The following is a 12,806-nucleotide window of genomic DNA, read 5'->3' as shown; positions in this document are numbered from 1 at the left end:
TCTGGCTTACTCGGAATCGATCTCTTTGAGTTCATCCTGAATCGCCTGCGCGTTCGGGTTTTCCTGCGGCTTGAGCTTGCCGCCATTAGCGATAAAATCATGACGCTGGAAGTAAGCTTCACGAACCATAATATAGGGATCGGAAGACTGACGCAGCAGACCATCGGAATCCAGCAACTGGGCACGGGTTTCAATCCCTTCAACCGTCCATTTACCGATAGACATCGGCCAGGTCAGCCAGGAGAGCACCGGATATAACGTATCCGCCATATCGCCGCCATCATCACGGATCGTCCAGCTACCATAGAACGGTAAGTGCACGTAAGGACCGTAACCTACGCCATAGTGACCTAAAGTGCTGCCGAAGCGATGCGGTTCAACACGCTGCAGTTTCGGGTTCGCCATACCGGCGACGTCAATAAAGCCCCCCATCCCCAGGATCGTGTTGAGGAAGAAGCGGGTGAAATGCACCATCCCCTGATACGGATCGCCCTGCAGGAAATAGTTCACCATCACCGCCGGCTCTTCCAGGTTGCCAGTGAAGTTGCTCAGACCATTACGGGCAGGCTGCGGAACATAATCACGCCATGCGACGGCCACCGGTCGAACGATATACGGATCCAACACATTAAAGTTGAAGTTGTACATGGTGCGGTTGAACCCTTCAAGCGGGTCTGAACGCCCCTGCTGTTCTGTGCCGGAACTCGCACACCCCACCAGCAGTGTGGTTCCCAGCGCAAGCGCCGACAGGCGAAGCTTCATAAATGTCTCCCTGTTAATTATGGCTATCGCTGATTGCCATCCATGACGGAACGCTATCGTATCCGCCTGTAAAGGTGTGAGCGATTGTAACAGTACGTCAAACGATGTCTATATCACCGAACTTGTTGATTTGATCATAGCCTGGTCACACCAGAATCGTCGCGCTTCTATTTTAGCGGGATGAAGAAAAACAAACGTTACCATTTTTGCGTTTTCAGAACATGTCCTGACGGGGGCAGGCTAAAAACCGCTACGCTTTAACGTGTCAGTGCTCATACCGGAGACGAATGATGGTCGATCATGAAAACGACAAATTAGATAAACATAGCGACGAACTTGCCGTCGAAAGTGAAGAAAAACAGAATGGGAAGAAGATAGAACTGGATGAGGATCGCCTCCCCTCGCGGGCGATGGCGATTCATGAGCATATTCGTCAGGACGGGGAGAAAGAGCTGGAACGGGACGCGATGGCATTGCTGTGGTCTGCCATCGCCGCCGGGCTTTCGATGGGGGCTTCGCTGCTGGCAAAAGGGATCTTCCACGTTGAACTGGAGGGGGTACCCGGCAGTTTCTTGCTGGAGAATCTCGGCTATACCTTTGGCTTTATCATCGTCATCATGGCTCGCCAGCAGTTGTTCACTGAAAACACCGTCACCGCCGTGCTGCCCGTCATGCAGAATCCGACGCTCAGTAACGCGGGCCTGTTGATGCGACTGTGGGGTATCGTACTGCTGGGGAACGTGCTGGGCACCGGCGTCGCGGCGTGGGCCTTTGAATACATGCCCATTTTCAACGAAGAGACCCGCGATGCGTTCGTGAAGATCGGCATGGACGTGATGAAAAATTCACCTACGGAGATGTTTGCCAATGCCATTATTTCCGGCTGGCTGATTGCCACCATGGTCTGGATGTTCCCGGCGGCGGGTGCAGCGAAAATTGTGGTGATCATCCTGATGACGTGGCTGATTGCGTTGGGCGATACCACCCACATCGTCGTCGGGTCGGTCGAAATTCTCTATCTTGTATTTAACGGCACGCTGCACTGGAGCGATTTCCTCTGGCCGTTTGCCTTACCCACGCTTGCCGGAAACATTTGCGGCGGTACTTTTATCTTTGCCCTGATGAGCCACGCGCAGATCCGCAACGATATGAGCAACGCCCGCAAAGAAGAAGCCAGAATCGCGGCACAAAAAAGAGACAATGCGCAGAAAAAGGAGGAAAAACAGTCCTGAATGGCGACGGTTTGAACAGTCAGGCGGTCACTCTCTTACCGGGGCAAACAAAAACCGGTATACTCGTGCCGCCTCGTCCCCTTAGTTAAATGGATATAACGAGCCCCTCCTAAGGGCTAGTTGCAGGTTCGATTCCTGCAGGGGACACCATCCGGCCCACCGTGGCGAGCCGGAAAACGTCCGGGCGTTAAAGGGTGACCGAATGCGCTTTTTCGCCGGGTTTGAATACTACCTCTCCGAGGCTGATACACGCGACCGGGCAAACATGGCCGCACAGCAGGCAGCCGACGCATTTTTCGGTATTGCAGTGCGGGGTCCGCGTCTGTTCGTTCCACTCCATCGCCTGATGACCACCGTCGAAGCAAGAAATGTAGCAACGACCGCAGCCGACGCATTTTTCCTGATTAATATGCGGGTAAACGATATAACTGCGGTCGAGATCTTCTGCCGGAACGATATTGGCATTTGCCAGCCCCACCATCTCATCCAGCGAGTCGAAACCCTGATCGTTAAGATAGTGCGACAAGCCACTAATCATATCTTCAACAATGCGATAACCGTACTGCATGATGCCGGTTGTCACCTGAAGTGTTGCGGCGCCCAGCAGCAAGAACTCGGCAGCATCTTCCCAGGTTTCAATTCCACCGATACCGCTAATCGGAAAATCTTTCAGTTCAGGATGGGTGCGTAACTGCTGAATGAAGCGCAAGGCAATCGGTTTCACCGCTTTACCTGAATAGCCCGAAATACTGGATTTGCCATTGACGACTGGCAGACCCAATTTACGCTTGAGGTCAATATTGGTAATTGACTTGACGGTGTTGATGGCGGCAATACCATCGGCACCACCGCGTTTCGCCGCCAGCGCAACCTCGCACATATCGCCGATATTGGGCGTCATTTTAGCGAGCATCGGCAGAGAAGAGCCGCGTTTCACCGCCTGGCAATATTTCTCCACCAGTTCAGGACTTTGCCCCACATCGCTCCCCATGGCGTGAGAGGTCATCTGCGGACAGGAGAAGTTGCATTCAATCATATCCGCGCCAGCCTCTTCGACCAGACGCGCCAGATCCTGCCACTGCTGCTCATTTTCCCCCATGATCGAGGCGATCAGCACCTTATCCGGGTAATCTTGTTTGAGCCGACGAATCGCCGCAAGATTTTCCGCCAGCGGGTGCTCAGCAATCTGCTCCATGTTTTTAAAGCCAATAAACCCGGTGTCTTCTTTAATCAGATGGTCGAAGCGGGGAGAAACTTCGTTGGCGATAAAGAAACCGATGGTTTTAAAAACGATGCCGCCCCAGCCGCTATCGTAGGCTTTAGCGCACATCTCATAGCAATTGCCGACCGGGGAAGAAGAGAGGCAGAACGGATTGGGAAACTTCACGCCGCAGAAGGTAATAGAGAGATCTTTGGTTAGCATGATGACGCCTCCTCTAAATAGTGATGAATGGCTTGAGCGGCTTCTTTCCCGGTTTTAACGGCATACACCACGGTTTTATCTCCCTGGACGATATCGCCAGCGGCGAACAGTCCCGGAACTGCAGTCTGGTAATGTTGAGTGTCGACGGTATTGCGTTGTACCCGAATGCCGGAGAAGGCTTCCAGCCCGGCATGCTGACCGACGGCGAGGATAATTTTTTCTGCGGTCAGAGATAGCTCGCCAGGCAGGCGCACGTGCCTGAAGGTGACCTTATTTCCGTCAACTGCCGTTGGCGTAAAGCCATCAATGATAGAGACGCCCAGCGCCTGGGTGGTGGTGAACTCTTTTTCACTGGCCGGGAACTCCGCAAGCTCTTCACGCGCCACGCAGGTAACCGATTCACAGCCGAGAATTTTGAGCGTACTGGCCACGTCCATGGCGACATCGCCGCCGCCAATCACCAGCGCGCTTTGCGGCACGGATATGCCACCCGCCTTGCCACGCGCGCGTTTTAAAAAGTCGACGGCGATTTCTGCCGTCCCCGCGTCATTAAACAACGGCAGCGACATGCCTTTTGACAGGCCGACCGTCAGCAGGACAGCGCGATATTCAGCTTTGAGCGCCTCCAGCGTGACGGTGTTGCCAATCTCGCAGCCACAGCGGATTGTCACCCCCATTTCCGTAATACGCGCAATTTCAGCGTCCAGCACCGATTGCGGCAGACGGAATTCAGGAATGCCGTGGCGCAACCAACCGCCGGGTTGAGCCGTTTTTTCGAACACAGTGACGTCATAGCCCAGATTGCACAACGTGACACTGGCCTGCAACCCGGCTGGGCCCGCCCCCACGATGGCGACGTTGCCCTTATCTTTACGGCCTGGCTGATAAATCTGCATCTGCGTTTGTCGTTCAAAGTCGGTGACAAACCGTTGCAAACGGGCAATATCGATAGGTTTATCAATTCCGGAACGGGAACAGCCGTGCTGGCAGAGTTTTTCCGTGGGACATACCCGGGCGCAGACGGCGCCAAGCGCGTTATTTTCTCTAATGGTTTCGGCCGCGCCCTTAAAGTTACGGAAATAAACAGAGCGGATAAATTTCCCCGGGTCTGTTTCCGCCGGACAGGATCGGCTGCACGGTGCGTCGTGACACAGCAAACAGCGGGAAGCTTCTTTGATAGCCAACAAGGGCGTGAAGCCAGGAATCAGTTCATCAAGGTAGTCTCGTTGCGACATATGCCATTCCTTAATAATAAGTTTACGTAAGGCAAACTGAGTACAAATAGCTACTTATGAGGCTAGGCTTATGACTGAATGGATGTTGTGAAAGCATTCACAGATAACCAGATAAAAAGTATGGAATTACAGCGACCGCAGGAATAGATAAGATGCGAATAGAAACTATTTTTGTAATAAGAACGCATTAATTGTGTTATGCAAAAAAAGACGGTTGCGAAAAAACGCGCAGCCGTTTGGCACGGCGTCAGTCGTTCCGGGAATACTGATGTTTTTATTCGGCGGCATCGCACAGGGGATCGGCGCGTTTATGCAGAAATCTCTTTTCAAATAAATAATGAGTCACCAATCCTTACGTAAATAACGCTTTTTTGTGCAGCAGTAAATTCTGTTATTGTTCCTTGCCAGCGGAATAACGGCGGTGTAATAATTCATAAAAATATGCCACGGAATAAATAACTTATGGATGATATTATTCAACTTGAATCCTATATGCGCCACGCCATTCGTGAAGCGGAAGAAAGTCTGCGTGAAGGAAATAAAGGTTTTGGCGCAGTCATCATCAAGGATGGGGAAATCATTGCCTCTGCGCATGATGGTGAGGAAACAGAATCAGACCCGACATCGCACGCGGAAATTAATGCCATTAAACTCGCCGGGAAAAAGATCGGCAAAGATTTATCCGGTTGTCTTCTTCTCTCAACCAGTGAACCTTGTCCGATGTGTGCCTTCGCCATTGCGTGGTCAGGTATCAAAGAGATAGCCTTTGGATACTCTATTCAGGATGCGCTGGCCCAGGGGCGGCGGCGGATTTTATTCCTCTGTACTGAAGCGTTTGATAAAGCAGGAATGGATATTACCGTACATAAAGGTATTCTTCAGCGAGAATGCGCAACTCTTTATCGCGCGGATGTTCGAAATGAAATCAATAGACTACGTTCGGCGACCGATGACGATCTTAGGGCGCTGAATGCCGATTCCATTGCGCGTCGAACGGCCTGGTTCTGTGAGAATAGCGCGATACTGCGTGCTGAACACAGCAATCTGTTAGAAGCGGCCCATCGCTTGCTGGTAAGTCGATTTCACACCACAGTTGATGAAATGCCTGTGGTGGCGAGAAGTGAAAAACAGATCACGTTCCATTCCATGAATTTCTGTCCAACGCTGGAGGCGTGCAAAATATTACGTCTGGATACACGGCACGTGTGTAAACTCCTGAATGAAGATTCCACAAACAGGCTGGTCAAAAATATTGACCGCAGACTTCGCTTCTCGCGGAATTACGCGAATCTGCGTCCCTATACGCCTTTTTGCGAAGAATTTATCTCACTTGAAGATTGATATTTCAGGAGAAATTGTCCGTAAAATAAAAAGACCTCATCACGGAAACGCGATATCCCTCGCAGGATTGACTCGTTGGACGGTGACGCCCGCCATACTGGCGGGCGTCGTCTGGTTTAGCGTTTTACTCCGATGTGTATTTTTCGGGTTGCGTAGAACGCGTCGGAACTCATCCAAAACTCATGCGTCGTCTCATGAATTTTGCGATTTTTTAGCTCACGCAGCGTAATGCCGCGAATCTTCCCTTCTGCAATCCGTCGCGCGACCTCCCCCGTACTGAGTCGTAACTGCCTTTTCATCACCGACAACAGACTGACCTGAAAGGCGGTCGTTAAGCGGATAGTGACCTTCACCTGTTGATGCCGGGCAAGCGTCATCCGCCACTGTTCGCGAACAGCAAACTCCGGGCTACCGGAAAGCTCAGCATTATTTCGCTTCAAAACCTGGCGATCGAGAGCAAAAAGCAGGATCGCGCTTGCGTCATTGCCAACGATCCGCGCAAAAAGATCGCGGTCAATACGGCTGACAGGGAGTCGAGAGAACAGATTGATATTCCAGGTATAATCGCAATGAAGGCACTTATAGATGCTCCAGACATCAAGCAGCTTCTTTTGCGAATTCATTCTGAAAGCCCCGGAAGGGATGAAATCGCGTTTGATATTGCAGGCAGGACAGCGCTTCGCAATGCGCTGATATCCCACGGGACTGACAGTCCATGTGACGTGCATGTTGACCCTTTTTTAACCCATACAAAAACGGATTCGTCCTGGACGAACCATGAATTTTGCTATGCGAAAAATATTTGAAGATATTTTTCAGTGGGTTAAGAAAAGATTTCCAGCACAACAATCCCTTGAGTTACCGATAGGCCAGCAAGACTAACAGACCCCTGGCCTCTCAATACATAAATCAAATCAATATTTGTGACACTACTATCAGGGTTATTTGATCTGGCATCGGATTCTTCTCGAAAAATAACCGTATATTCATTCATCAACCACAGGATACAAGGAGCGTGAAATGTCACAGCAAGAACAGTTTTGCCATGCCTGCGGAATGCCACTTTCCGCACCCGATGCCAAAGGGGCGAGCGATAAATACTGTGCCTATTGCAGCGATGCCGAAGGCAATCTGAAGCCCTGGGATGACGCCGTTTCCGGTCTGGCAGGATTTCTGGATTCCTGGCAAAAAGTGGGCCCTGAGGAGTCACGTAAGCGCGCAATCCGTTACCTGACATCCATGCCTGCCTGGGCACACAAAGCAGACGACTAAACCGCCGATGCCAACCCAACGGTCAGATGCCGTCGTGATCCTGCATGAAATCTACGGCATCAATGCGCATATACATCGCACCAGGGAAATGTGGCGGGCGCGTGGTTTCGACGTCTACGTTCCCGCACTTTTTCCGCATGACGCGCCGTACAGCTATGCTCAGCAGGATGAGGCGTATCGCTATTTTTCAATCCACGTTGGTTTTGATCCACAACCCATCTTAACGTTGCTTACCACACTGCGTGCGCAACATCGCAAATTGATTGTCATCGGCTACAGCACCGGGGCAACGCTCGCATGGCGGGTCGCAGGAAGCGGCTTGTGTGACGGGGTTATTTGTCATTATGGCTCTCGCATTCGCCAGTACAGCGATGAGTTACCGCACTGCCCTGCGCTGATGATCATGGCTCGCCATGAGCCGTCATTCGACCCTACGGCGCTACAACAGAAGCTGGAAACATTGCCCCTGGTGCAATGTCATATGTACGATGCACAGCACGGCTTTTGTGACGCAGACAGCCCCGGATACCTTGCGTGGCAGGCGCGCCATGCTGTCGCTGATGCCATCGCATTTGTTGACGCGGTCTGCGGATAGTCGACATCCTGCCTTTATAGCCAGCGGCGAACCTGTTTAGTGTAGTGCTCCCACTGTGCACCAAAACGCTTATGTAACTCGAACTCTTCAAAATCGATATGCAACCGGGCCACCGCCAGCATAAAGAGCGGCACGGCAATCATGCCAGGCAGACTGCCCATCCAGAGCGCAACGGCAAATTGCACACCGATCAGTCCAAGATAAATAGGATTTCGACTCCAGGCATAACATCCGTGCGTAACCAGCGTCGTTGTTTTATCCGCCTGTAGTGGATTGAGGGTGGTGCGACTCACATGCATGTGCCACGCGGTCGTCAGAATGATGCCAAGACTGACTGCAGCAATCGCCAGACTCAGCACCTGGGTGACCAGGCCAAAGGTAAAACGCGGATTTGCGGTCAAACAATCCCCGACCACAAAGATTAACAAAATGACCGGCGGCGGAAACCGACTTCTGAGTTTTGCGAGACGCACATTGATCTGTTTCATTTCTCTCCTTCTGCATCGCGACTAGTTTGAGACTTTACAGTTCCCTTCGAATAGTGCCTGATAAATTATCACTAAACGATGCTCAATACGGTCCGGTAATTCCTCTCTTTTCAAAAAGGCGATAATGATGGCCGGTTGGTTTGAATTGAGTAAGAGTACAAACGATCAATTCCGTTTTGTATTGAAAGCAGGTAATCATCAGATTATTGGCGTCAGCCAGATGTATGCCTCCGTGCAATCGCGTGATGCGGGCATCGCGCCAGTAAAAACAAACGGCAGTAGCAAAACGATAAAAGAGCAGATCGGATTTTGACGTAATTGGCCAGATCGGGAAATACCGATCTGGCCTCTAATATCAAAGAACCTTACTTAAAAATTCAGCCGTTCGCGGATTCGCTGGCGATGTAAAAAGCACGTCAGGCGATCCCTCTTCCTGGATAATACCGTGATCGATGAAGATGACCCGATCAGCCACTTCACGGGCGAACCCCATTTCGTGAGTGACAATCGCCATGGTCATGCCTTCATTGGCCAGATTCTTCATAACCTCCAGCACATCCCCCACTAACTCTGGATCCAGCGCCGAGGTTGGCTCATCGAACAACATGATCGAGGGGTTCATTGCCAGCGCGCGGGCAATCGCCACACGTTGCTGTTGACCGCCCGACAGGCGTGAAGGCCAGGCGTCGCGTTTATCGCTTAATCCGACCTTTTCCAGCAACATTTCTGCCCGGCTGGTCGCATCTCGACGCGAGAGCCCCAACAACATTTGCGGTGCCATCATCAGGTTGTCCAGCACCGTCATGTGCGGAAACAGATTAAAACGCTGGAACACCATCCCCACGCTTTCGCGCATTTTATTGAGATCGGTTTTGCGATCGTGAACGGCAAAACCATTCACCATCACTTCGCCTTCGGTGACTGTCTCAAGCGCATTCATACAGCGTAAAAATGTGCTTTTCCCGGACCCTGACGGGCCAATGATGCACACCACTTCCTGCGGTTTGATATCACAGTCAATCCCGCGCAGAACGTGGTTGTCACCAAAATGTTTATGTAAATTTTTAATGTGGATCACTTTTACCAAACCTTTTTTCCAGACGGTTAACCAGCTGCGCCAGCAGGAAGGTGAGTACCCAGTACACCAGTGAAATGGTCAGGTAGGGTTCCCAGTAGGTGGCGTAAGCGCCTGAAACCGTACGCGCCGCGTAGGCCAAATCGGCAAGACCGATCGCCGAGGCGAGTGAGGAATCTTTGACAATCGCAATGGCGTTATTGCCCAGCGGTGGAAGAATACGGCGAAAAGCCTGAGGCAGAATGACTTTGCGCATGGTTTTCCACCACGGCATCCCCAGCGCTCGCGAGGCCTCCATCTGACCGGGGTCAATCGACTGGATCCCCGCGCGGAAGATCTCAGAAACATAAGCCCCGGCATTCAGCGTGATCGCCACAATACAGGATAAGAAAGCCCCGTAGCCCGAGCGCAATTCGCGGGCAAAATCGGCGCTCATCAGCCCGCTGGTGACCAGAATTCCGTCACGGGGATTGATGAACAGCGGTACCAGCGCAAAATGGACGACCATGATCTGAACAAACAGTGGCGTTCCGCGAAAGGCGCTGACGTAGAAACGAACGGGATATTGAACAAAATAGCGGAGTGCGTATTTCCAGAAACCGTGCTCGGCTTTCGCCATGCGGCCCAGCCCCAGCGTCAGCCCCCAGAGTGTGCCAAGACAGACACAGATGATGGTGCATTTTATGGTCATCCACGCGCCTTCCATAAATAATGGCGCATACTCCTGGATGATTTCCCAACGAAATCCCGTCATGGTTTTCCCCTGCAAAAAAGCTGACACAGACCGCGTGTCAGCCTAAAAAATAAATTAATAATGCAAATTACTCTGACGGAAGCGTCGGGACTTCACTGTCAAACCAGGTTTTATAAATTTTATCGTAGGTACCGTCAGCGATGATTTTCTTCAATCCCGCGTTAATCTTTTGCTGTAATTCGGTATTCCCTTTGGCGACCGCAATACCAAAATACTGGCGCTCAAACTTGGCATCCGGCACAAGCTTGAACTGTTTTTCCGGATGCTGCTTGATGTAGTATTTCACCACGCCAACATCGCCAACCGCCGCGCTGACGCCATCTTCAAACAATTCCTGCAGCATTAACGGCGTGTTGTCGAAACGCTTAATTGCGGTGCTGTTTTTCCCGAGAACGCCAGAAACCACAATGTCGCCGGTGCTGGAGTTAACGACGCCAACCTTTTCCGTTTTCAGCGAGTCCAGAGAACTCACTTTTGAATCAGCCGGAACGACAATGGACTGCTCCGCCGGGAAATAAGGAAGAGAAAAATCCACCATCTGCTTACGTTTATCCGTGATGGTGATCCCCGAGATAATGATGTCGCGATCCCCGGAACCCAGCGTCGCAAAGATACCTTCCCACGGCGTGTTGACCAGTTTGACATCAAAATTTTCTGCTTTAGCAATGGCTTTAATAATATCGATATCAAAGCCTTCCAGTTGTTTCTGGCTGTTTTCAAATTCAAATGGGCGATAGGTGCCACCCGCGCCGACCACGTAGGTTTCTTGTGCTGCAAAAGCGGCCCCGGTCAACGCCATCATCAAACATCCTGCTTTTATCCACTGACTGAACATTCCCTTCTCCTGTTATTTTTATGCACATTTACTGCATAAAAATACCCAAACTACTTTCCTTATGCAATCACAATCTGCTCCGCGGCTTACCTCGCCGAAACGCCGCTTAGCGTGTCGCTTTCACCGTCTTAACGCCTTCTTGCGCCATCGCGACAAACGCCCTGGCGGCGGCGCTTCGCCAGGCACCTTTGCGCTGCAATAATACGGCCGTGCGTTCGAGCAGTTGTGGCGTCAGTGAAATGGCCCGCAGATCGTTGCTTTGCAACGCGATAGGCGCAGGCAATAGCGTGGATAATCCCGTGCGCCGCACCAGTTCCAGCACCGCGCTGATGGAATTAACCTCCATGTGGATCTGCGGTTGCAGTCCAGCCTGACGACAGTAACGATCAATCTGTTCCCGGGTAGCAAACTCCGCGCTCAATAAAATCAACTTTTCATTATTGAGCACGCTTAAATCCACCAACGCCTGTGCCGCCAGCGGATGATGATTCGCCACAACCAGGGCCAGGTTTTCAGTCAGCAACGGCTGTGCATCGATATCCGCAGAGTGAATCTCATCAAAAGCAATGCCAACATCCAGTTTATCGTTGACCAGCCTCTCTTCGATGTTGTCCTGCGAGAGCTCCTGCAACTGTAAAGTCACATTAGGATAGCGGGTATAGAATTTGGCCAGTAACGGGCCGATAAACCAGGCGGTAAAGGTAGGCGTCACCGCGACGCGCAGGGTCCCCCGGCTCAGATCCTCCACATCATGAATGGCACGTTTGCCCTCTTCCAGCGCCTGTAGCGCGCTACGCGCATAGCACAGATAAACCTCTCCCGCATCGGTCAACCGGGTCAAACGCCCGCTACGATCGAACAACTGAACGCCCAGCGCCTCCTCCAGTTGCCGGATTTGCTGTGAAAGCGCCGGTTGCGAAACGTGCAGCGCCGCCGCTGCGCGAGTGAATCCGTGATGTTCCGCGACGGCAAGAAAATAGTGAGTGTGTCGATCCAGCATCGCCTTTACCCATAAGATTTTCCAATAACCTCAATTATAAATGAGTCTTTTATCTTATGATATGAAGTGCGTAGCCTGTGTCCATCGCATAGCGAGACAGAGGATTATTCGTGAAAGAGATTATTGATGGCTTCCTGAAGTTTCAGCGCAAGGTCTTTCCTGAACGCGCGGAATTGTTCAGACGCCTTGCCACCCAGCAAAACCCCCGGGCGTTATTCATCTCCTGTTCGGACAGCCGCCTGGTTCCCGAACTGGTCACGCAGCGCGAGCCTGGCGATCTGTTCGTGATCCGCAACGCCGGAAATATTGTGCCGTCATACGGGCCGGAGCCCGGCGGGGTAACCGCCTCGGTGGAATACGCCGTCTCTGCGCTTCGCGTCAGCGACATTGTGATCTGCGGACACTCAGACTGCGGTGCGATGACCGCCATTGCCGGCTGTCACTGCCTGGATCATATGCCTGCCGTCAACCACTGGTTGCGTTATGCGGACTCCGCTCGCGTCGTTAACGAGTCACGAATGCACACCTCTTTGGCTGAGAAAACGGCCTCAATGGTGCGTGAAAACGTCATCGCGCAACTCGCCAACATCCAGACCCATCCCTCCGTGCGCCTCGCGCTCGAAGAGGGGCGCATCGCGCTACACGGCTGGGTTTACGACATCGAAAGTGCAGAGATTGCCGCTTATGACGGTGCCAGCAGACAGTTCGTCTCTTTGGCGAAAAACCCAGACACCTGCGCGATGCCTTACCGCCAGCCATCCGCAGCCTGAGCTATTTTTTAACGTATCAATGAG

At 51.9% G+C, this 12,806-nt stretch carries 15 protein-coding genes and 1 tRNA gene; 7 read left to right on the top strand and 9 right to left on the bottom strand.

The features are described 5' to 3' along the window. Window positions 1–6: 6 nt before the first annotated feature. On the bottom strand, window positions 7–762 hold the full coding sequence (mlaA, locus tag AOY24_RS00265; protein WP_054175940.1) for a phospholipid-binding lipoprotein MlaA: 756 nt from the start codon (window positions 760–762) through the stop codon (window positions 7–9). A 290-nt stretch (window positions 763–1,052) separates the two neighbouring features. On the opposite strand from mlaA, the gene AOY24_RS00260 reads away from it, so the two are divergent. Both AOY24_RS00260 and AOY24_RS00255 read left to right on the top strand, forming a co-directional pair. Then, window positions 1,053–1,994 carry a formate/nitrite transporter family protein gene (locus AOY24_RS00260; RefSeq protein ID WP_054176038.1) on the top strand — a complete coding sequence of 314 codons (942 nt, stop codon included), beginning with the start codon at window positions 1,053–1,055 and terminating at the stop codon, window positions 1,992–1,994. Window positions 1,995–2,069: 75 nt separating this feature from the next. Beyond that, a tRNA-Arg gene (locus AOY24_RS00255) sits at window positions 2,070–2,144 on the top strand. 37 nt (window positions 2,145–2,181) lie between these two features. On the opposite strand, the gene preA is transcribed toward AOY24_RS00255, so the two are convergent. Both preA and AOY24_RS00245 read right to left on the bottom strand, forming a co-directional pair. Continuing rightward, window positions 2,182–3,417, bottom strand: a complete 1,236-nt coding sequence (preA, locus tag AOY24_RS00250) for an NAD-dependent dihydropyrimidine dehydrogenase subunit PreA (RefSeq protein WP_042999957.1) — start codon at window positions 3,415–3,417, stop codon at window positions 2,182–2,184. Then, window positions 3,411–4,652, bottom strand: coding sequence for an NAD(P)-dependent oxidoreductase (locus AOY24_RS00245; protein ID WP_044258446.1), 1,242 nt, complete (start codon window positions 4,650–4,652; stop codon window positions 3,411–3,413). Before AOY24_RS00245 ends, preA begins: the two co-directional genes overlap by 7 nt. 462 nt (window positions 4,653–5,114) lie before the next feature. Between AOY24_RS00245 and AOY24_RS00240 the strand changes: the two genes are divergently transcribed. Next, window positions 5,115–5,993, top strand: coding sequence for a nucleoside deaminase (locus AOY24_RS00240; RefSeq protein ID WP_044258443.1), 879 nt, complete (start codon window positions 5,115–5,117; stop codon window positions 5,991–5,993). Between the two features lie 116 nt (window positions 5,994–6,109). Here AOY24_RS00240 and AOY24_RS00235 read toward each other — a convergent pair whose 3' ends face one another. Further along, window positions 6,110–6,721 (bottom strand): DUF1062 domain-containing protein, encoded by a 612-nt coding sequence (locus AOY24_RS00235; protein WP_054175939.1) that lies wholly within the window; start codon window positions 6,719–6,721, stop codon window positions 6,110–6,112. 292 nt (window positions 6,722–7,013) lie between these two features. On the opposite strand from AOY24_RS00235, the gene AOY24_RS00230 reads away from it, so the two are divergent. Next, window positions 7,014–7,265: a zinc ribbon domain-containing protein gene (locus AOY24_RS00230; RefSeq protein WP_042999953.1), complete on the top strand. Its 252-nt coding sequence runs from the start codon at window positions 7,014–7,016 to the stop codon at window positions 7,263–7,265. A gap of 7 nt (window positions 7,266–7,272) precedes the next feature. Beyond that, on the top strand, window positions 7,273–7,860 hold the full coding sequence (locus tag AOY24_RS00225) for a dienelactone hydrolase family protein (RefSeq protein ID WP_044258427.1): 588 nt from the start codon (window positions 7,273–7,275) through the stop codon (window positions 7,858–7,860). A gap of 14 nt (window positions 7,861–7,874) precedes the next feature. Here AOY24_RS00225 and AOY24_RS00220 read toward each other — a convergent pair whose 3' ends face one another. Next, the gene (locus AOY24_RS00220) at window positions 7,875–8,348 is read right to left on the bottom strand and encodes an isoprenylcysteine carboxylmethyltransferase family protein (RefSeq protein WP_042999951.1); all 474 of its coding nucleotides are present in this window, start codon (window positions 8,346–8,348) and stop codon (window positions 7,875–7,877) included. A gap of 127 nt (window positions 8,349–8,475) precedes the next feature. On the opposite strand from AOY24_RS00220, the gene AOY24_RS00215 reads away from it, so the two are divergent. After that, window positions 8,476–8,661, top strand: a complete 186-nt coding sequence (locus tag AOY24_RS00215) for a YegP family protein (protein ID WP_052443928.1) — start codon at window positions 8,476–8,478, stop codon at window positions 8,659–8,661. A 42-nt stretch (window positions 8,662–8,703) separates the two neighbouring features. Here AOY24_RS00215 and AOY24_RS00210 read toward each other — a convergent pair whose 3' ends face one another. The 4 genes from AOY24_RS00210 to cynR form a co-directional block, all read right to left on the bottom strand. After that, window positions 8,704–9,426 carry an amino acid ABC transporter ATP-binding protein gene (locus tag AOY24_RS00210; RefSeq protein WP_043001868.1) on the bottom strand — a complete coding sequence of 241 codons (723 nt, stop codon included), beginning with the start codon at window positions 9,424–9,426 and terminating at the stop codon, window positions 8,704–8,706. Then, window positions 9,413–10,177 carry an amino acid ABC transporter permease gene (locus AOY24_RS00205; protein WP_042999949.1) on the bottom strand — a complete coding sequence of 255 codons (765 nt, stop codon included), beginning with the start codon at window positions 10,175–10,177 and terminating at the stop codon, window positions 9,413–9,415. The genes AOY24_RS00210 and AOY24_RS00205 overlap by 14 nt, the downstream gene beginning before the upstream one ends. Before the next feature lie 67 nt (window positions 10,178–10,244). Beyond that, window positions 10,245–11,012: a basic amino acid ABC transporter substrate-binding protein gene (locus AOY24_RS00200; protein ID WP_042317722.1), complete on the bottom strand. Its 768-nt coding sequence runs from the start codon at window positions 11,010–11,012 to the stop codon at window positions 10,245–10,247. A gap of 106 nt (window positions 11,013–11,118) precedes the next feature. Further along, on the bottom strand, window positions 11,119–12,012 hold the full coding sequence (cynR, locus tag AOY24_RS00195; protein WP_054175938.1) for a transcriptional regulator CynR: 894 nt from the start codon (window positions 12,010–12,012) through the stop codon (window positions 11,119–11,121). A 110-nt stretch (window positions 12,013–12,122) separates the two neighbouring features. Between cynR and AOY24_RS00190 the strand changes: the two genes are divergently transcribed. Continuing rightward, window positions 12,123–12,782 (top strand): carbonic anhydrase, encoded by a 660-nt coding sequence (locus AOY24_RS00190; RefSeq protein ID WP_042999948.1) that lies wholly within the window; start codon window positions 12,123–12,125, stop codon window positions 12,780–12,782. Window positions 12,783–12,806 lie beyond the last annotated feature (24 nt).

The sequence above is a fragment of the Citrobacter sp. CtB7.12 genome (genome assembly GCF_001297795.1).
Taxonomy (GTDB): Bacteria; Pseudomonadota; Gammaproteobacteria; order Enterobacterales; family Enterobacteriaceae; genus Citrobacter_A; species Citrobacter_A amalonaticus.
This window is presented reverse-complemented; position numbering and strand designations above follow the sequence as displayed.